Source organism: Actinocrinis sp. (genome assembly GCF_035653575.1).
Lineage (GTDB): Bacteria > Actinomycetota > Actinomycetes > Streptomycetales > Catenulisporaceae > Actinocrinis.
Map to the genome: position 1 here is coordinate 1 of NZ_DASRBQ010000161.1, position 19,756 is coordinate 19,756.

At 69.9% G+C, this 19,756-nt stretch carries 15 protein-coding genes and 1 pseudogene; 7 read left to right on the forward strand and 9 right to left on the reverse strand.

Going from position 1 to position 19,756, the window contains the following annotated elements:
• The 4 genes and pseudogenes from VFA06_RS21660 to VFA06_RS21675 all read right to left on the reverse strand — a co-directional run.
• Positions 1-277, reverse strand: a pseudogene (locus tag VFA06_RS21660) (hypothetical protein); the annotation flags it as partial.
• A complete protein-coding gene (locus tag VFA06_RS21665; RefSeq protein ID WP_324842498.1) occupies positions 274-1,716 on the reverse strand; it encodes an alkaline phosphatase family protein in 1,443 nt (480 codons plus the stop codon). The pseudogene VFA06_RS21660 and the gene VFA06_RS21665, both read right to left, overlap by 4 nt.
• Positions 1,713-3,428: an ArnT family glycosyltransferase gene (locus VFA06_RS21670; protein WP_324842499.1), complete on the reverse strand. Its 1,716-nt coding sequence runs from the start codon at positions 3,426-3,428 to the stop codon at positions 1,713-1,715. The genes VFA06_RS21665 and VFA06_RS21670 overlap by 4 nt, the downstream gene beginning before the upstream one ends.
• Positions 3,425-5,950 carry a glycosyltransferase gene (locus tag VFA06_RS21675; RefSeq protein ID WP_324842500.1) on the reverse strand — a complete coding sequence of 842 codons (2,526 nt, stop codon included), beginning with the start codon at positions 5,948-5,950 and terminating at the stop codon, positions 3,425-3,427. Before VFA06_RS21675 ends, VFA06_RS21670 begins: the two co-directional genes overlap by 4 nt.
• A 384-nt stretch (positions 5,951-6,334) precedes the next feature.
• Here VFA06_RS21675 and VFA06_RS21680 point away from each other — a divergent pair, with 384 nt between their 5' ends.
• The 4 genes from VFA06_RS21680 (at position 6,335) to VFA06_RS21695 (ending at position 10,073) form a co-directional block, all read left to right on the forward strand.
• Positions 6,335-6,769 carry an ANTAR domain-containing protein gene (locus VFA06_RS21680; RefSeq protein WP_324842501.1) on the forward strand — a complete coding sequence of 145 codons (435 nt, stop codon included), beginning with the start codon at positions 6,335-6,337 and terminating at the stop codon, positions 6,767-6,769.
• A gap of 407 nt (positions 6,770-7,176) precedes the next feature.
• Entirely contained in the window at positions 7,177-7,569 is a 393-nt protein-coding gene (locus VFA06_RS21685) for an FMN-binding protein (RefSeq protein ID WP_324842502.1), read from the forward strand.
• A gap of 99 nt (positions 7,570-7,668) precedes the next feature.
• On the forward strand, positions 7,669-9,732 hold the full coding sequence (locus tag VFA06_RS21690; RefSeq protein ID WP_324842503.1) for a hypothetical protein: 2,064 nt from the start codon (positions 7,669-7,671) through the stop codon (positions 9,730-9,732).
• Positions 9,733-9,860: 128 nt separating this feature from the next.
• Positions 9,861-10,073 (forward strand): hypothetical protein, encoded by a 213-nt coding sequence (locus VFA06_RS21695; protein ID WP_324842504.1) that lies wholly within the window; start codon positions 9,861-9,863, stop codon positions 10,071-10,073.
• Between the two features lie 119 nt (positions 10,074-10,192).
• On the opposite strand, the gene VFA06_RS21700 is transcribed toward VFA06_RS21695, so the two are convergent.
• The 3 genes from VFA06_RS21700 to VFA06_RS21710 form a co-directional block, all read right to left on the reverse strand.
• Complete coding sequence (locus VFA06_RS21700; protein ID WP_324842505.1) at positions 10,193-10,720, reverse strand: hypothetical protein; 528 nt, start codon at positions 10,718-10,720, stop codon at positions 10,193-10,195.
• Between the two features lie 262 nt (positions 10,721-10,982).
• Positions 10,983-12,008 carry a hypothetical protein gene (locus tag VFA06_RS21705; RefSeq protein WP_324842506.1) on the reverse strand — a complete coding sequence of 342 codons (1,026 nt, stop codon included), beginning with the start codon at positions 12,006-12,008 and terminating at the stop codon, positions 10,983-10,985.
• A gap of 40 nt (positions 12,009-12,048) precedes the next feature.
• Positions 12,049-15,426 carry a CHAP domain-containing protein gene (locus VFA06_RS21710; RefSeq protein ID WP_324842507.1) on the reverse strand — a complete coding sequence of 1,126 codons (3,378 nt, stop codon included), beginning with the start codon at positions 15,424-15,426 and terminating at the stop codon, positions 12,049-12,051.
• Positions 15,427-15,601: 175 nt separating this feature from the next.
• On the opposite strand from VFA06_RS21710, the gene VFA06_RS21715 reads away from it, so the two are divergent.
• Positions 15,602-16,492, forward strand: a complete 891-nt coding sequence (locus VFA06_RS21715; RefSeq protein ID WP_324842508.1) for a helix-turn-helix domain-containing protein — start codon at positions 15,602-15,604, stop codon at positions 16,490-16,492.
• A gap of 150 nt (positions 16,493-16,642) precedes the next feature.
• Positions 16,643-17,107 (forward strand): phage tail protein, encoded by a 465-nt coding sequence (locus VFA06_RS21720; RefSeq protein WP_324842509.1) that lies wholly within the window; start codon positions 16,643-16,645, stop codon positions 17,105-17,107.
• 8 nt (positions 17,108-17,115) lie between these two features.
• Here the strand turns inward: VFA06_RS21720 and VFA06_RS21725 are convergent, their stop codons facing one another.
• Together VFA06_RS21725 and VFA06_RS21730 are read right to left on the reverse strand one after the other, a co-directional pair.
• Positions 17,116-17,451 (reverse strand): RNA polymerase-binding protein RbpA, encoded by a 336-nt coding sequence (locus VFA06_RS21725; RefSeq protein WP_324842510.1) that lies wholly within the window; start codon positions 17,449-17,451, stop codon positions 17,116-17,118.
• Positions 17,452-17,727: 276 nt separating this feature from the next.
• A complete protein-coding gene (locus VFA06_RS21730) occupies positions 17,728-19,203 on the reverse strand; it encodes a nitronate monooxygenase (protein WP_324842511.1) in 1,476 nt (491 codons plus the stop codon).
• A 351-nt stretch (positions 19,204-19,554) separates the two neighbouring features.
• Here VFA06_RS21730 and VFA06_RS21735 point away from each other — a divergent pair, with 351 nt between their 5' ends.
• Positions 19,555-19,737: a hypothetical protein gene (locus tag VFA06_RS21735; RefSeq protein WP_324842512.1), complete on the forward strand. Its 183-nt coding sequence runs from the start codon at positions 19,555-19,557 to the stop codon at positions 19,735-19,737.
• The last annotated feature ends 19 nt before the right edge of the window (positions 19,738-19,756 follow it).

A 19,756-nucleotide genomic window follows, 5' to 3' on the forward strand; every position in this document is an offset into this window, starting at 1 on the left:
GCGGTGGTGGCGGAGGAGGAGGGGGTGGTGGGGGCGGAGGTGGTGGAGTCGGCGTGCTGGTTGCCGTATCGCTCGGGATCGGGCCCGGCGACGAGGTGTCGGTGACGGTCGGCGCCGGGCTGCTGGTGTCCAGCGGGATGACGATGCCGCCGCCGGACGCGGTCGCAGTCGCGGGCGCGGGCAGCAGCACCAGCAGCCCGCCGACCAGTGCGGCGACGCTGGGCACGATCGCGACAACGGTGCGTCGTCTGCGGCGAACGATGCTGCGGGGCGTCATGACTCGGCCCCCTCAGTAGTCTGCGATACGGAGGCGGGCACCGGCTCGGGTTCCGGCTCGGGGGCTCCGGCGGCGACGTGGCGGCGCCTGATGCCGGAGGCCGCCGCGGCGATGAGGGCCAACGCGGCCAGCAGCGCGGCGACGAGGTAGGCGATACGCGCCGCGCCCGTCCTCGGCTGCGCGGCCGGGGCTTTCGCCTGATTCACCGTCGGGCTGAACACGCCGGGCAGCAGCGCGGCCTTGCGCGGACCCGCGGAGAAGTCGAGGACGGCGCCGAGGTCCGCAGCGGACGCGTCGCGCGCGGCCAGCGGTTGCAGGCGCCAGTTGGCCTCGATGAACCGCAGCGCGCTGGTCGGATCCAGCTGCCTGTGGTCGATCCGGCCGACCGGGGCGTAGGCGCTGACCAGGACGGCGGGCACCCGAAGACCCAGCGTGCCGGTCGGCGTGCTCGGCGGAGGAATGTGGTCGTACCAGCCGCCGGACTGCTCGTACGACCACAGGAAGGCCGTCGAAGGCCAGTACCGGCTCACCATCAGCTGGTTGATCATGGTCTGCAGCAGCCGTTGCGCGGTCGGGATCGAGCGGGCAGAGCGTTCGTCCGCTCCGGAGGTTGCCACGTACGCGACCGCCGGCAGGGTGCCGCGCTCCAGGTCGCGGTAGTACTCGCTCAGATCGACGATGTGGCCGCGCAGCGCCGGATCGTCGACGTACCGGGCGTAGTCGAGCACTGGCACGCGGGTGGCCTGGTCGTCGGTGCGGCCGGCGACGATGGTGCGGAAGGTGTGCGCGGGGTTGTAGTCCTGCACGTAGAACTTCCAGCTCACCCCGGCGGCTTGCAGCCGGTCGAAGATCGTGGCCTGATTGCCGAAACCGGCCGCTGGGATCCGCTCCCCCGTCGTCGGCGCGCCCGCGCCGGAAATCCAGTAGGAGCGGTTGGTGACCGAGCCGAAAGCGGCGTCGGAGAAGAAGTGGTCGAACAGCACGTACTGGTCCGCCGCCGCCCATGAGGTCGGCAGGTCGGCGCGGTCGTAGTAGCCGACCGCGCTGGTGCCGTCGCGGTTCTGTTGTTCGTACGCTGAGACGAAGGCGTCCATCTTCCCGCCGTCGAGCTGAGTGGCGATCAGCTGGCGGCCCGCGGCCAGAACGGGAACCGCCTTGCCGTGCAGCGGGAAAGGCTTCACACACGCCGCGGTCGGTCCGGTCGTGCCCAGGCTCTGGCAGGTCCTGGCCGGCAGTCCGTCCGCACCGGGGTAGGTGCCGAAGTAGTTGTCGAAGGTCCGGCCGCCCTGCATCACGTAGACGAAGTGCTTGATCGGCGTGGTGGTGGATCCGGCGCTCGCAACGGTGCCGGCGGCTTGGGCCGCGGCGGCCGGCCCGCCAGTCCCGGCGAGCGCGATCGCCGCGGCGAGCAGCGGAATGAGGCCTCTACGACGCATCATGGATGCACCTCGTACACGATGATGACCGGTACCGCGCCCGGTCCGCTCTTGCCGCTGACCGGCACGGTCGCGGTGTACACCGCGACGCCGTGGTACTTGTCGATCAGCTTCTTGATTTCAGCCGCGTAGTAGGGGCTGCGCCCCGCGGTGAACGAGTCCCACACCAGGTATTGGTAATCGCCGCTGCGCACGGCGCGGTCCGGGTTGGCCACCGGTTGGTAGACGGGATTGCGGTTACGCGGGTCGGTCGACACGGACAGCGCGCTGACTTGATGGTGCCCGTAGAACTCGAGGACGTTGGCGATCGAGGGCCCGGCAGCCAGCAGCCGCGCGCCGATCGGGGTGTTGGCGCCGATCCACTGCCCCGTCGCGCGTCCTCCCGGCAGGCCGCCGGTACCGGCCAGAAACGCGGTCGAGCCGGAGGGCGTGATCCGCTGCCAGGTCGGCACCGCCAAGCTCACCGTGGCAGCGATCCCGCAGGCGATGGCGCCTGAGGTGAACGCGAGGCCCGAGCGCGACCGCAGGCCGCCGCGCGCCTTCAACGCCTTGGTCCACAGCGCCGCGATCGGCCGGCCGGCCAGCACGGCGAGCGCCGGGGTGGCCGGCAGCAGGTACTGGAAGCCCTTGACCGGCCAGATGGTGAAGAACGCCAGCGGGACGGCGACCCAGGTGACCAGCAATCGCTCCCGCCAGCTGCGTTGCGGCCACAGCCACACCAGGCCGGCCGCGGCCATGAGGAGCACCGCGGGCCCGATCACCCGGGGAAGGTCGGTGAAGTAGAACCACAGCGGATGGTTGGCACGCCGCAGCAACTGCCACAGCAGGAAGTCCTGTCCGGTACCGGAAGCCGCGGCCAGGCGCAGCGCGATCGGATACGTCGCGAAGACCACGACGAACACGCCGAGGCCGAGCGCGTGGTGGCGCAGCCGAAGCCGGCCCGCCGCGCCCATCGCCCCGAACGCGTAGACGCCGACGAGCAGCACCACCGCGGTCTCCTTGGCCAGCGCGGCCATTCCGAGCATCGCCCCGGCGGCGGCGATCCAGCGCCTCGGGTCGGAGTCGGCCGCGCGGACCACGCAGTACAGGCCGAGCACCGCGAAAGTGGTCATCGGTCCGTCGAGCAGCACCTGCCGGCTGACCATGACGTGATACGGCATGACCGCGAGGATCGCCGCGGCCGCGAGACCCGCCGTGGCGCCGTACAGCCGGGCGCCGAGCAGGTAGGTCAGCGCGACCGCGGCGACTCCGAACCCGGCGGCGACCGCACGCGCCGCCCAGTCCGTATCGCTGATCCGTAGCGCCTCTCCGACGAGGAACTGCACCAGGATCGGGTGTGCGCGGAAGACCGGGAACATCCCGATCAGCGCGTGGTTTCCAGCCAATGCCTCCGAGCTGCCGGTGTAGACGGCCTCATCGCTGTTGAGGCCGACGGCGGCGAGCGCGTCGAAACGAAGCAGCGCGGCGACCGCCAGCACGAGACAGAGCGGGAGCGCGCGCAGACCGAACCATCGCGCGCCGAGGCGGCGGCGCGCACGCGGCTGCGCGTGCTCCGGCCCGGGCCCGGACGGTCGGGGGGTTGAACCGTCCGGGTGCTCATGGCCGCCCTCCGGTGCCGTCTGGATCGGCGGCACCGGAGACGGACGGGGCAGGTCGAGCTCGCGGATCTCCCGTGCGCCGAGACCCGCGGAGAAGGCGACGCCGCGCCAGTTCACGCCGCGCTCCGGCTTGAGCCCGGTTCCGCCACCACCCAGCGCGGCCAGGCCTGCGTGCGCTGACGTTGCGGTTCGCCCTCGCCGCCGGCGACCGCGGCCAGTTGCGGCACCGGCACGGACCCCTCGCCGACCTGCGCGTCGTGAATCAGCGCCGGAATCTGGTCGGCCCACCCGAAGGTGTCGGAGGCGAGCACACGGGTGCGCACGTTGCTGAGGAAGGAGGCGAGGATCTCGCGCTCCATGGCCCGCAGCTCCTGATAGCCGTGGCCGCCGATGGTGATGGTCGGCGCGAGGTACCGGAACGGCGGGAACCCGTAGGCGTCGTCGGTGTTGGTGAGCATCTGCTCAAGCGCGTGTTCGCGGTCGAGGTCGGCGAGCTTGGGCGCGCCGCGTTCGATCACGAACAGCTCGCGCACGTGGGCCGTCGGCGCGAAGGTGCAGCGCACCAGTCGGTCGGCGGTGTACTTCGGCGGCGGCACCAACCGCTGAGTCAGTGCATTGATACCCATGATCGGCAGGTTGAACCGGCTGAGCGCGACCGCGAAGGAGCGGCCGGACTTCGAGTGCAGCCGGCTCTGCAGCTGCAGGTGGCGCCATTCCTTGCGGGTAAGGTCGTCGGCGTTGACCGCGCGCAGCGTGTGCGAGCTGATGGTCAGCGGCTTCGGGAAGCAGTGCGCGGTGCCGTCCGGGTCGATCACGGTCATGTCGTCGGACAGGAACCGGCCTCCGTGCTCGCGCAGCAGCCGCAGCACGGTCCCGGTCTTGCCGGTGTCGGTGAGCGCGGAGAGCATCACGCCGACACCGTCGATCTCGACGCAGGCCGAGTGCAGCAGCATGCGCCCGCGCGAGACCATGACGAACCGCAGCAGCGCCTCGAGGATGTTCGTGTAGACCACGTGCGGCGAGCGGGCCAGCAGCGGACCCACCTCGATCGCGATCGGATCGCCGAGGTCGATGCGGAAATTGGCCCCGGCCCGGCCCAGGTGCTCCTCGTAGTTGATCACCGTGGGGCCTGGTCGCTCGGTCATCTCCGCGCGCCGGCGCGGCGAACGCCCGCCGATGTGCCCGACCCGCACCGTGATGTCGAGGTCGTGCTCGCCGGTCCACTGCGCCCGGAAGAACTCCAGCTCCGGCAGCAGGATCTGCGAGCCGATGCGCACCAGGCCGGCCACGTCGTAGCGGTAGGCCAGGTAGCGCGAGTGCTTGCGCACGGCGTGCACGTGATCGTCGGACGCGGCCGGCTCGGCGCACTCGCGCGGCTCGCGCGGCGCCGCCAGGTCCACCAGCAGGTGCACCGGATCGCGGGTCTTCTCCGCGCCGCTGCCGTAGATCACCCGGTCGCTGATGAGGAACCGGAGCAGGAACAGGGCCACCAGCGTCACGGCGTTGGCCGTCAGCAGTCCCATGCCCCAGACGATGAGCAGCTGGAGCACCGGAAGGCGCCCGAGCAGCAGCAGGTTGTTCATCAGATAGAAGCGCACCGCGCGGCCCCCGAAGGTGCCCTGCCCGCGCCCGCGGTACACCAGCGCGTCGATCAGCAGGAAGTTCCACGTCGTCGAGCACTGCGTGGCGAGCGCGGCGGCGAGCAGGTGGTGAATTCCCAGCGTGTGGAAGCAGAACCAGAGCGCGGCGGTGTTCACCACGATGCCGCTCGCGCCGACCGCGCCGAATCCGGCCATGCGCGCCAGGGCGAGCCAGGTGGCGCGCCGGCCCGAGGGGCGCTGGCGCAGCTGCCCGGCCAGCCGGGCCTTGCGCAACCGCGCCAGGTGGCGCGCGAAGGCCAGGCCTTGCCGCAGCGTCGCCTTCGTCTGCCCCGCGTACCGGGGCTCGAAGCGGTACGACGCCTCCGCCACGCGGGCGCCGGGATGCCGGACCAGGATCTCTAGGAGGATCTTGAAGCCGAGCGGGTTGAGCCGGTCGAGGTCCACCGCGGTGCGGCGGAAGGCGAACAATCCGGAGAGCGGATCGCTGACCATGGCCAGCCGGCGCGGGAACACCGTCTTGGCGAGCCGGGTGGACGCGCCGGAGACCAGGCTGCGCAGCGGGCCGTGCAGACCGTCCCCGGCCGTTCCGGCCCCGGCGTAGCGGGTGCCGACCACGATGTCCGAGTCGTGCCGCAGCGCGGCCGCGACCAGCCCCGCGGCGGCCTGCGGCGGGTGCTGCAGGTCACCGTCCATGACCAGCACCCAGTCCCCGGTGGCGTGTCGCGCTCCCGCGATCACCGCGCCGGACAACCCACCACGGCGCTGCCCGAGCGGCCGGGTCAGCAGTTTGACGGCCACCGGACAGTCGGACGCGGACCGTGCTATCGCGGCGGCCGTCTCGTCGTCGCTGTCGTCCACGAACAGAATCTCGGCCCGCAGCCCGTTCAGAGCTCCACCGAGCCCGCCGAGCAGGGCGTCGATGTTGTCCTCCTCGTTACGTACCGGAATCACGACCGTTACCTGAAGGTCCTGATCCGGTACGACGGCGTTGACCGGAAGCGGCTGCGCGACTTCCGGAGCGAGCGGAGGGAACTGCAACAAGGCAGCAGAAGACGTCGGAAACACGTGGTACCCCCTCTTACGGCATCGACTGAATGCGTTGCCGGGATACCGACGTCAGGTTCCCGCGAACCACGCCTGGACGGGCACGCCAGGGGAAGGGACCGATCGCGTCGCGCCCAAACGCGGACGGCGCGCGGCACGTCTCCGGCGCCGGTCCGCCGCGAGGCAGCGGTCCTTGATACTTCCGACGGTAGCAGAGATGGACCAGTAGTGAACAAGGAGTGAACGGATCGCTCTCGAAATTTATCGTTGCGCTCCGTGACGCCCCTTGGCGAGCTAACCTGAACGAGCGAGAATCGTCACGCACCGTACTGACAAAGCCAGGGTGGGATGTGTCAACGGCGGATTAAGGGGGGCAACATGTACGGAATTGAACAATTCGACCATGCGCCCACGCAAGTGGACGAGATCGTCGCGGCGGCGCGAGCGGTGGCCTCCACCCTCGAGCAGCTGGCCAGGTCATTGGGAAGAGGCGCGGTGCCCGGCGCCGACGGACCCGACGGTTCGCCGGAACGCTGGGAGGCGCTGTGTGAGGAGAACCGGCAGCTACGCGAGGCGCTCGACAGTCGCAGCGCGATCGAGCGGGCCAAGGGCATCCTGATGGGCAGGTTCGGCTACGACGAGCAGGAGGCCTTCGCGCTCCTGGTCACCACCGCCCGGCGCCGGCACCGCAAGGTGCGCATGATCGCGAGCGAGCTGCTGATGGGGGCGTGTTTCCCCGAGATCGAGCAGTCCGTCGTCGCCCAGGCGGTGTACCGATCCGACCCTGCCGCGACGGTCTCCGACATCGTGTGACGCGCGGGTCGCATCCGCTGTCCGGCCGCTTCGGCGGACGGAGCGTGCCAGGCGCAGTTGCGGCGTGCGCGCACTCTTGCGGCGCGCATTCAAGCCAGCGCGCATTCTAGGCAGCGCACTGGCGGCGCACATTCAAATTCAAGTCGGCGCACAACTTAGGCAGCGCCCTTTCGAGGCGCCCCGCATCCCGCTCCCCGTTCGCGCGGCGGCGCGGCTGCCGGCCTGCGCCCTAGGGCCGATGGTCCCCGGCGGCTAGGGACCAAAGGCCTGAGAAATATCCCGGAACGTAAAGGCTCAATCAACACTCTTCCGTACTCGCCGAAGTCGCGAACCGGCGCGGGCATCGTGTCGTGCCCGACGGTGCCGCATCCGAGCCGCACCCGCGAACGAGAGTTGAGGGATCACCCGTGCGTCGTCTTGCCGCACTCGCCGCCGCCACCGCACTCGCCCTGCTTGTCGTCATCCTCGGCAAGGGCGAGGCCAAGCCCGCCGAGGCCGCCGCCGTGGTCCGCTCCGGCGACACCGTCACCGTGACCGGGCCGAAGATCGCGCTGACGCACGGCATCGTGCAGGTACGCGTCACCATCACCGGCGGGCGCATCACCGACGCCACGGCGCTGTCCCTCCCGCACGACAACCCGCACTCCTGGGCCGGCTCCAGCGGCGCCGCGGTCAAGCTGCGCGCCGAGGTCCTCACGATGCAGACCGGGAAGATCCACATGATCTCCGGCGCCACCTACACCTCCGGCGGCTACATCCGCTCGCTGCAGGCCGCGCTCGACGCCGCCGGGCACAACTGACCAGCACCGCAGAGCGCTGACACCCGCCCCGGCTGTTGAGTACGATGACTGCGGACCTCCACCGCGAGCGAATGTCCATTCACTGATGGAGGACGCAGCGTGCAACCCACAGAGTTCGGCGACTTGACCGAGTCCGAGTCGCTGCTCTGGAAGGCGTTCGCGCGCGGCGCCTGGGTTGATCTGCGCTCCGGAGATCCCGAGATCGACCCCGTGGCGAACGTCGAGGGCTGGGGCGCGCAGCGCGCGATTCGCGCCGAGGTGATCCGGGCGCTGCTCCTGGGCGCGGAGGAGACGAAGCCGGGTCACTTCCCGGCCCTGCGCCTGCGCGGCGCCCGGGTGATCGGCCGCCTTGACCTGATGGGCGCGACGGTGCCCTACGCCTTCGTGTGCGAATACTGCAGCTTCGACGACGAAGTGCGGCTGGTCGAAGCGAGCATGAAGACCGTGCGATTCGTGGACTGCGCGCTGCCTTATCTCAATGCCACGCGACTGAACGCTGAGGGCATCGTCAACCTCTACCGCTCGGCCGTGCGTGACGTGCTGCGCCTGGACGGAGCACGCATCGTCGGCGAATTGAGCCTGCGCGAGGCGGTGGTCGGACCCGGCACCGACGAGTTCTGCCTGTCCGCCGACGGGCTCATCGCCTACGGAGACGTCGCGTGCACCGACCTCGTGTGCCGTGGAGCCGGCCAGATGCGCGGCCTGCGGACCGACGGTTCGCTGGACCTGACTGGCGCGCGATTCGAACCGCGCTCCCCCGGCCTCGGCCTCACCCTCGGAAACGCAACGGTGAGCGGGCGCCTCAAAGCCGAAGGCCTTGACGTCGCGGGCGAGCTGCGGCTGCGGCACGCCAGGGTCGCCGGCAGCGTGAACTTGACCGGCGCACGGCTCGACAATCCCGGTGGCAGCGCGTTGGGCGCCGGCGGGCTCACCGTCGAAGGCGGCCTGTGGTGCACCGGTCTGCGCGCCAACGGCGAGGTGCGGCTGCCCGGCGCGCGGCTGAGCGCGAATGTGGCGCTCGCCGACGCCGAGTTGACGAATCCCGGCGGCCTCGCCCTCAATCTGGACCATGCGACCCTGGGAGCGCTCGAAGCGCGTCGGCTCACGGTCGCCGCCGGACAGATCAGCCTTGTCAGCACCCAGATAGCGGCGACGCTCGACCTGCAGGACGCCAGGCTGGATGGCGGATCAGGGGACACGCCCGCGTTCGTGGCCGACACCGCGAGCATCGGCGGCACGGTCAAGCTGGACCGAGTGCGCGTCACCGGCGAGATGGACATGCGCACCTGCAAGATCGGCGGGCGCGTGCTGATGGCGTCCGCGCGTTTATACAACCCGGGCGCCGTCGCGCTGCGCTTCACCCGCACCGAGGTCGCCGCCGACGTGTTCTGCGACGGCATGACCGCGACCGGACGGGTGCGCTTCACCGGCGCTCAGATCGGGCGCCGTCTCGAACTGCGCGGCGCTCGTTTATCCAACCCCGCCGGCACCGCGCTCGACGCGAGAGCGCTCACCGTGGCCGAGCTCTCCCTGCGCCCGGCGGAACCGGTGCAGGGAACGGTGAACCTGAGCCATGCACGCATCGAACGCCTCATCGACGACCCCCAGCTATGGCCGGAGCACCTCAATCTCGACGGCCTGACTTACCGGGCACTCGAACCACGCCTTCCCGCGCGCGAACGGCTCGACTGGCTCGCGCGTTACCCGCGGGAGTACCAGTCCCAGCCGTACGAGCAGTTGGCGGCGCACTACACGAGCACGGGGCAGTCCGCCGAGGCCAGCCACGTCCTCTACGCCCGAGAGCAGCGGCGGCGCAAGGCCAAATCGGGGCTCGGGCGTATCGGAAGCCTGATACAGGAGATCACCGTCGGCTACGGGTACCGGCCCTGGCGGGCGGTCGCCTGGCTGGCCTTCCTGCTCGCGGCCGGCAGCATCGTGTACGCCGTCACTCCCCCGCCCCCGCTCCAGGGCGGCGCCGCACCGCACTTCATCCCCGCCATCTACACCCTCGACCTTCTGCTGCCGGTCGTCGACCTCGGACAGAAGCACGCGTTCAACCCGTCCGGCTTCGGCCAGTGGTTCTCCTACGTTCTCATCGCCTGCGGATGGGTCCTGGCCACCACGATCGCCGCCGGCGTCGCCCGCGTGCTCAGCCGGCGATAGCGCCAAATGCGGCTTCAAGATGGCGTGACTTCCAGCGCGATGTCGAGCGCGCGGCCCGCGGCATGCGGCTTGCGCGCAAGGCGACCGTGCAGAATCCTGAGAAGCGTTCACCGATAAGGGAGGGACCTGTGGACAGAAAACCGAGCCGGCACCGCGCACGCCGCGTGGCGTCGTTGACCCTCATCGCAGCGGCGATCTCGCTCGCCGCTCCGGCAATGGCCTCCGCGGCCGTCCACTCGAACGGCATCCAGGGCTCCGGAAGGGCTGTCGTCAGCCCCGACGGCATTCAGGGCACCGGCCACGCCGTCCACATCGACGGCATCGAAGGCACCGGCAAGTAATCGGGTTCGCCGACTCCTGCGCACCGCGCATTCAGCCGCGAGCACGCGACACAGCGCCCGCCGACGCGACCACGTCGGCGGGCGCTGCCGCTCGTCAGCAGGTTGTCACTGGCACGAACTCAGCCGATGCCGGTGGTCTGCAGCGCGGTCGTCCAGTTCGTGCGTATGGCTGAGCGCGCGGCGGCCAGGGTGATGCGCCCTGAGCAGACGGCGTTCTTCAGCTTGGTCTCGATGCCGTCCTTGGTGTACGAGGTCTCGGTGCCGTAGTGCGGCTCAGGCCACAGGTTCGCCGGGTCGCGCGGAGACCCGCCCAGCTCCAGCGGCACGAAGTGATCCTCTTCGTAGTCGGACATGCTGGTGTCCGAGTATCCGTAGTCGATGATGCCCTGAGCCTTGAGGGAGTTGGTGTAGGAGGTGGGCGGCCGCACGGTCGCGGTCCAGCCGGACACGCAGATCGTGGAGTTGATGGTCGACTGGGTGACGTCCGGGTTGTAGGAACCGGGGGTGCAGACCGGATCGGGCAGCGGCAGGTATCCGGTCGAGCAGGTGCTGGCGTGGGCGGCGCCGGCGCCCGAGAAGATCAGGCCACTGACGCTCAGGGCGAGGGCGCAGCCGGTGGCCGTGGCGGTGCGGCTGAAAAAGCGCATGCAGTTCTCCCGCGAGTCGGGCCCGGCGTGGGTTACCGGGGCTCGCGTTCATGACACTGCGGCGCAGCCCGGACAGATAGGCGAGGCGGGTAAACTTTTGCCAGCATTCTGCGATCATCGCCGCGGCGGACACGGCGCGGCGCCCGCGAGTGTCCTTGCGTGGACCGTCGCAGGCGCCTTCCACAGTCACCTTCCGCAGTCACCTGGTCACGGGATCCGCCCGCCCCCGTGCGGCGGGCGGGTCCCGTGACGCAAGCGGATCTCAGATGCCTACATAGTCGAAGGTGGGCCGGCCGTTGGCGGTGGAGTCGGCGAAGGAGTCGTACATGCCGGAGGGGATGTTGCTGCCCGACGGCACGGCGGTGATGTCGACACCGGAGGTGGTGGCACCGTCATCCGTCTGGCCACCGGCCGAGACGGTGTTGCCGTTCATGGTGACCGAGACCACGTACACGCGGTTGTTGGTGCCGTGGTACGTCAGTCCGCCTCCTCCGCCCGGCTGGTTGTAGGAGAGCGTCAGGCCCACGTCGTCAGTGGACTTGTACTGGCAGAAGCAGGTGTGGTGGGTGAGGTTGCTCGAGCCGGTGTACTGGCCGGCCCACAGGTTCTGCCCGGAGCCCGTTCCCGGCCACGCGACGAAGATGTTCGAGCCGTCCGTGGTGAGCGCCGGTCCCGCGGTGGCGGTGTCGTTGAGCGTGACGGTTCCGCTCGTGGAGGTGGAGCAGAGGTTCGACGAGAGTTTCAGGATGTTGACGTGGCCGGCCGAGTCGAGGCCGGTCCAGGTCAGGTAGACCGTGGAGCCGATGGCGATCAGGTACGGCGAGTGGTGCGAGTACTGATTCAGCGCGATCTCGCAGGACAGCGTCTTGGTGCCGACGTAGTGGCCCAGGATCAGCCGGCCGTTGATGTCGGTCCAGGCCACCAGGATCTGGCTGCCCGAGTACCCCGGTACGCTCGCCGCGGTGACTGAGGGGCCGGTGTGCGCGTAGGTCTGCTCGCCACTGAACGTGTTGACGCTCGCCCAGCCGTTGAAGGCTCCTGACGAGTCGAAGGACAGGGCGCCGATGTTGAGGGTGTGGCCGGTGTCGGTGCCGGCCCAGCCCACGTACAGCGTGCCCCCGGCGTCGGCGATTCCCGGGCGGGCGTCCGTGGCCTCGCCGTCGGCGAAGGCCGAGGCCTTGGTCGAAGCGACGCCGACCAGGGCGAACGCGATCAGGAGCGCGGCCATCAGGGTGCTCATGGCGCTGCGGCCGCGTCGCGGTTCGGGGAGCGCGGGCGTGCGGATCATGTCTCTCTTTCCTCGTGCGGCGTGCTGCGGTTTCCCGGGATCAGCAGTTCCCGGTGGTCAGGCGGACGGCGTCGGCGGCGGTGTAGCTGGGGGCGCCGGCGGTGGTGGTCGGTCCGGTGTCGTCGAGGACGACGGTGAGCTTGCCGGAGGTGCCCGGGTTCAGCAGCCCGAGGTAGGTCCAGCCGGTGGTGGTGTTCTGGTTGATCAGGGAGCTGAAGGTCGCCGTGCTCGATGTGCCTTGGAAGCCCTGGTAGTGCGCCGCGGTGTTGTTGGCGTAGTTGTCCGGGATGTACGCGCAGGCGTGGTAGGTGGTGTTGGCGCTCAGCCCGCTGGTGAACGTCCAGGTGGCCTTGGACACCGCGGTGGTGCCGTTGGTGTGGGTCCACTTCTCGTAGCCCAGGTCGCCGTGGCCGAAGCGGTTGTACCAGTCGTTGGTCAGCGAGAACTGCGTCAGCGGCGAGCCGGGGCCGGCGGTCAGGGCCGGGTAGGTCGCGCCCAGCACGGGGACCGGCGGCGGGTTGGCCGGCGAGCACGAGGTCTGCACGAACGACATGGTGTCGGCGGCGACGTAGGCGTCCCCGCTGACGAGGCTGCGGTCGGTCAGGATGACCGTCAGGTGTCCGGAGCCGTCGGCGCGGTACACGCCCAGTCCGGCGAAGCCGTTGGTGTATCCGTTCTCGTCGACGCTGACGACCGGCGCGGAGCTGCTCGCCGAGCCGATCGCGTACTGGGCCTGATAGCTGTTGGAGTGGCCGTCCGGAACGTAGGCGTAGATCTCGTAGCACGCGTTGGGCGCGACCGTCGCGCTCCAGGTGGCCGAGGAGCTCGGCGTCATGCCGTTGGTGAACGTGTAGTACGAGGTGCCGAGCTGCCCGCGGCCCGGGTCGGCGGTCCAGCCGCTGGACAGTTGCGGGTTGCCGATGGTCTGCGAGGACCGCACCGCGCCGCTGCACGAGGACTGCAGAAGGAAGCGCATCGCGTCCGCGGCGACCTGGCCGTTGCCGCTGCCCTGATCGGTCAGCGTGACCGGAAGCGTCCCGTCGGAGCGGGCTTGGAAGACGCCCAGCTCCACGTAGGCGTTGGTCGCCGCGTTCTCGTCGACCGGCACGAGCGTGGTCCCGAACTTCTGGTCCGCCACGGTATAGAGCGCCGCGGCGTTGTTAGACCAGTTGTCCGGCACGAAGGCGTCGACCTCATAACAGGACCCTGACGTGAGCGGCGGCGACCAGGTGGCGGTCGAGTCGGCGGAACCCTTGTGCGTGTTGGTCCACCGCTCGTTGCCGATTTGTCCGTGCCCTGAGTCGAGGTACCAGCCGTCCACGGTGTTCTGGTAGTAGGACCCGGCGAGCGTGAAGCTGGAGCCGTTGCCGCCGCCGTCGGGGCCGTAGGTGTTGTGCGGGTAGTGGAATGTGGGCGACGGCGTCGGGTGCGGAGGATAGGTGACGTTCGAGGCGGGCTGGGCGAAGTGGATGTACCCGCTGGGCCACGGCACGTGGAAGGCGGGCAGGTTGAAGCTCGTGTCGTCGGCGCCGGCGCGGTTCATGTAGAGCGTGGAGTACCCGCCGTTGGAGCGCAGGTTGTAGTTCTCGATGGTCACCGAGCCGTCGAGGTAGACGTCGGTGACGAACCCGACGTGGCCGACCGGCATGGCGCTGCTGGCGGCCCACCAGGCGATCGCGCCGGGGGCCGGGTTGTCGTCCACGGTGATGCCCAGCGATCGCGCCTTGGTGCCCCAGTCCTTGGCGTCGCCCCAGTTGCTGCTCGGCGCTCCGGCTCCGGCGTAGCCGACCACGGGGCTGATCCCCTTGTCCGCCGGGCTGAATACGGCGTTGGGGATGCTGGCGGAGGACGCGCGCGCGGTTCCGCCGAGCGTCTCATAGACCTTCCACGCGGCGAACGAGTCGCACTGGCCGTCGTACTCGTGCCAGGGGTCCGTCAGCGCTTGGCGGTCGTACTGTCCGAGGCCGTCGAACGGGTAGTCGTTGCCCGCCATGACGGCGTGGCCGATGGAGTACGTGGTCGGTGTCGAGGTGAGCAACTGCGCTATCTCGGTCAGGGCCCGCGGCGTGGGCACGGCGGTGTTCGCGCCGAGGTTCATATCGCCGAGCGGGTTGTTGGACGGCGTGCTGGTGCACGACGCGGCGCACACGAAGGCCTTGGTCGTGCCGCTGCCGTCGTCGTTGAGGTAGAAGGGGCCAGGTACGTAGACCCCGACCGCTCCGGAGCCCCATTCGTGCCCGTACTGGGTGGCGGAGTCGGCGGTGTAGGTGACCTCCGTGTTGAGCACCTGCTTGTCCACCATGCCGTACAGCACCTTGATATCAGCCTTCATGCCGAGCTGGCTGCTGGACTGGATGATCCCGTCGCCGCTGGTGTACGGATTCGTGCCGCTGCCGCCTTCGGTGCAGCTGGGGTGGATCAGGTTGCCGAGGTTCCCGATCGCGGTCGAGTCGTTTCCCGCGGCCTGCGGATTGCAGCTCTGCGATCCGCCGACCAGGCCCCAGAAGGTGCCGGCCTGCGCGCCCTGCGGGTCCTGGTGCCCGTCCAGGTAGTTCATCAAGGCACTGCCGACAGCCATGTCCTCGACCTCGGTCGAGTCCTGAAACACGCGGGCGTTGGTCAGGTACCTTCCGTCCAGCCCGCCGTGCGGAGTGGCCACGGTCACCACCCGGTCGACCCACAGCGGCGTGGGCGGGAAGGCCGCGCTCGACCCGGACTCGGCGATCGCGTCCCGCACGACCAGACCGCCCATCGAGTGCGCCAGGATGCGCACCGGCAGCGACTTGGCGGTGAACGTGTCGTAGATGTACCAGGCCATGCGGCAGGCGACGTGGCGGATCGGATCGTTGGTCGTTCCGGTGTCGTCGACGGTCACCGTCGTCGTCACGCCGCCGGTCTCGTCGACGGTGACAGTGTGCGTATGCGGGATGGAAACGCACTTGTCTGACGGGGAGTCGGAGCCGTCAGCGGTGGAGCCCACGTCCGACGCGTCGGTCACCGCCCCGCCCTGCCCGTAGCTGGTCCCGACGCATCCGTAGTTTGACTCGCCGTTCTGCGAGACCTGGTTGGTCTCGTAGGTGTAGTAGCCGACGCTGCGCACGTCGGTGAAACCGCCGGTGGACGAGAGAAAGTTGCTCGCGCTCGCCAGCCCGTGCGGCCCCTGCGGAGGGTTCGTCGTGTCCGTACTGAGTGTCGGCGTCCACGCCGAGAAGCAGCTGTCGTTGTAGCCGTGGACCAGCAGCAGCGGCTCGCTGGACCCGCTCGCGGCCGGTTGCGCCACCGCGAGCGCGCCGGCCCCGGAGCGCGCGGCGGCGTGCGTCGAAGAGGTCGTCGACGAAGGCGACGCCGCCGTGGCGACGAGCACGGCGGCCGACCCCAGGACCACCGCGCGCCGAATCCACTCAATCGCCTGTCGCATGCTGATCCCCTCCACGTGGCCGGACAGTTCCACAGATGTACGCGTACTTACTCCTGAGCGTGAAGTGCTCGGTGCGACGGGGTGTGAACGGAGTCGTCCGAACGCGACCACCTGCGCGTTCGGCGAGCGTTCGGGATCTTGCGAACGTGGCAGAAACCTGAAACGGTATGCCGGTATGACGGTCTCTCCCGAGCCGCGGCCCCCGGCGGGCGCGGCGTCGGACACACCCGCGGACGCTCCGGCCGGCACTCCCGCCGCGCGCTTCGCGGCGGCGCTGCGCGAACTGCGCACCCGCGCCGGATCGCCGAGCTTCCGGGAGATGGGGCGCGCGGTCAACTACGCGCCGAGCACGCTCTCGGACGCCGTCTCGGGCAAGCGGCTGCCGACCCGCGCCGTCGTGGAGGCCTTCGCACGCGCTTGCGACGCCGATCCGCAGGAATGGGGCGAGCGCTGGGCCCGCGCGGTCGGCGAGAACGCCGGCCTGCCCGCGGCCGGGGAACAGCCCGAGGCCGTGATCGATCCGCCCGCGGCCGCGCCGGAGCCCCCATCCCGGCGCGGCCGGACCGTCCTGCGCGACGCCGCGCTCGTGGTGCTCACGGCGGCCATCGCGGCCACGGTGACCTGGTTCGCCTCGCCCCGAGACGCCGGCTCCACCCCCGCGGCGGCCACAGGCCTCACCGCGACCCCGTCAGCCTTCACCACTCCCGCCGACGGGCAGGACCCGGCCGCGGTCGGATGCGGCACGGACACCGTGGTCCTCGGCGAGAGCCAGGTCAAGATCGGACCGGCCGACTCCGGGACGCTGGAGCTGAAGTACTCGCCGCGCTGCCAGGCAGGCTGGGCCAGGTTCTACCTCAACCCGAACTCGACACCGGTGTTCGCCGAGGTCCGCGTGCAGGCCTCGGACGGCCGGGCCAGCGCCTTCGCCTATCTGGCTCAGGGCACCATGCCGGTGTACACCGACCTGCTGCACCCCGGCGGCGGCTGCCTGAAAGCCTCGGTGATCGTGCACCCGCAGAACCAGGATCCGATCACGGCCGCCACTCCCTGCCTCCAGGGCCGGTGACAAGAAGCCGCGCGATAGCGGAAGCGCCTAGGGCAATCGATCAGGATTCGAGAAGCCGGGCCGCGCGCCGGGACGTAGCGTGAAGTCAGCACAACCGCTGAAGCCACGCGAGCCGCACCGGCACGTGAAGACCGTTATCGGGAGGACGCAATGTCATACACCGTGGACTTCGAGAACGTATCCACCGTCGGCCTGGACTCATCCCCCGTCGCGAAGGCGCTCGCGGGTCTGCGCGCCAACGAGGCGCGCTACTTCCGCAACAAGTACGGTCACGTCTTCACCGTCAGCCCCGCGCAGGAGGAGCCAGAAGCGCTCGAATGGGTGAACGACATCCTGGCCAAGGAGCGTGACATCGTCATCTCCTCCCGCCCGCTCGAGGTGACCTCCTTCGAGGTGGACGGCATCAAGATGGCCTACGTCTTCTACGAGTCCGGTCTGTCCATCAACGTGATGTACGGCCTGGAGGACGGAGCGAAGCGCGCGGTGGGGTTCAAGCTCTCAGAGGGCATGGAAGTGCCCGAAGAACTCGTCTCGCGGTTCAAGTTCGCGCGCCAGAACTCGAAGCTGGCCGGCGTCATCCGCGGCTCGTTCTTCGTGATCAAGGGCGAGTACTGAGCCCGCGCTCAGGCGGTCGAACGCAGCCTCGCCAGCGCCTCCGCCAGCAGGATCTCCGCCTCGGCCTCGCTGCGCCGCTCGCGCACGTACTGCAGGTGCGTCTTGTACGGCGCGATCGGAGCCTGCACCGGAGGGTTGTCCTGATCCCGGCCCGCGGGCAGGCCGCAGATGGAGCACTCCCACACCTCCGGCACCTCCGCCGTGTCCGCGAACCGCAGCTGCGTCACATGGCCGACCTCGCACCAGTAGGTCACCGCGACGCGGGCGGCCACGTTGCCGCGCTCGCTCTCGCCCATCGGGCCGGAACCGACCCTGCTTCCGCGTACACCGCTACTTCGGGCCACAGCCGCGATCTCCTGTCACCGGGAACCGTCGAACACTGAACCTGCGCCGAACCGATCCGCATGATCACGCCGGTCCAGCCCCGAAACCCGGCCGCTTCGACCCGCACGCCGAAACCGCCGACCCGAGCACTGACAGCGGCCGATCTCCCGGCCGTCCGCAGCAGCCTACGCCCTCCTCGCGGTCGGCTGTCGAATGCGAGGGCGCCCGACGGCCGCCGAGACGGCTCCAGAAGATCCACAACAGGTCGCTGACCAGCGCTGTTTCTCGGCCGCGGGTCACGGCTTGGGCGTGACAGCCACTTGCCGTTTGTTTCCGAGAAGGTAGGCGACCGCGTCGCGGGCCGTGTAGGTCTGGCCGTCCGGAGCTTGTGAGAGCAGGGCGCGCACGCCGGTGTAGTCGGTTCCGGAGGTGACGATCGGCGGTTCGGTGTATCCGTCCGGACGTTGCTGGGCCAGGCCGGCGGTGGCCAGAAGGGCATTGCACAGGCAGCGGCGTGCAGCGGCGTTGGCCGATCGCCCGCCATGGCGTTCGGTGTAAATCGCGACCGGCTCTGATGGGCAGCGGTACCCCACGCTGCCGTCGGGCTTGCGATAGGCGCTGCGCAGGACGCCGAGATCGCACAGGCGAGGGCGTTGCTGGTAGGTCTGCTCGTCCGAGAGCGTGCCGGGCAGGTCGGCCACCTTGAACGGGAAGCCGGTGGGTGAGACACGGTCGTCGGTGCGTACTCGCTCCCGTCCCTCGGCCGCCAGGGCCAGCAGGCGCTGCTTGCAGTGCGGTGCCATCCCCGACTCTTGGCACAGAGCGAAGAGCGTCCCGACCTGGACGCCGCTGGCGCCGGCCGCCAGCGCTGCGGCCAGTGCGTTCGGAGTGCCGTACGAACCGGCCATCCAGTACGGCACACCGAGCGCGTGTAGGGCATCGGGCGCCACTTCGTCGCGTTCGTCGTAAAGCGGCTGTCCGCTCTCGTCGAAGCGGCGCGGTCCGCGCGGCGGGGCGTTGTGTCCTCCGGCGCGGTACCCCTCCACCACGAACCCGTCGGGTCGGGTGACCGGATTGGCGGCCAGCGCGGCGGCGAGGTCCACGGACGCGACGATCGCGTCCAGCCGAGGTCGGCGCAGCACCGGCGGAGACGGGCCGAACAGGTCGCGCGGATCGAAGCGGGCGGCGAATTCCCCGTCCTGCGTAGTGGCGCCCTGCACACGCACCGAGAGCGAAGCCGGCTCACCGGCGGCAAGCCGATCCAGCAGCCCGGGAAGCTCCGCCGGGTTGCCCGCGCCGACGAGCACGTGATCCACGCCCGCCAGCAGCGCGCCGTAGCAGGCGAACGGCAGCGGCATCTCGATCTTGCGCAGGTAGTTGATGCCCACGATGCCGTCGTGGCCCTCCTTGGCCAGGAACACCTCGACGAAGTTCGCGGCGATGGTCAGCTCCTGCAGCGCGCGGCCGGGCCGCAGCGTGAAACGCGGCGTCGGTCGAAAACCGCCGTCGTGCCCTGCGTCGGCGGGCCGGTAATAGGCACCGACGATGCGTTGCGCCGCCTGCGGAAGCGGAAAGTGTGCCAGCGCGCGCCGCACGTGCCCGCCGGGATCCCCGCGTTGCAGCCGGCGGGCGCAGACCACCTCCAGCGCGGTTCCCGACACCACACCGAGCTGACCGGTCATCGAGACCGCGCGGGCCAGCGGCCATCCGGAGACGGCCACACCCATACCACCCTGGATGATCTTCGGGCCGGCTGCGTTCCTAGTACTCACGGTCGTCCTCCTTCGGCCAACCTACGCAACCGTAGGTTCGGCTTGCCGGGAGTATTTCAGCAGGTCCGAGCGCGCAATAGGGTATTAAGCCTTCTGACGTTCCCGCCGCGCGGTGATGGTCTTCAGCCGCACGGCGGCGACCTCGTCGAGGCGCGCCCCGCGGGAGGCCTTGATGAGCACCACGTCTCCGGCGGCGAGGTGGCCCCGGATTCGCAGCAGCCTGATCTCGGACCTTGGCGAGTGTGTGACAGCGTTTCAGATCCGCGTGGCGCAGCCGGAGGCGCGCGGGACCGTGGGACGCGCGAGACCGCACGGCACGTCTCATCTGTCGTCACTCCGAGGGAGAGAACGATGGCTCTTCAGCTCCGGATCCGCACCGCCCTGCTCGTCATCGCCCTTGCCGCCGGCGCCGCGGTCGCGGGACTCGCTACCGCCACCGCCTCCGTCGCGCAGGTCACGGTCACCGCCGGCGGAATGGGCCCGCACGGCAACTTCGCCATCCAGCCCGACCCCGTCGTCATCGTCGACCGCTGACAAACCCGCGAAGTCTGCG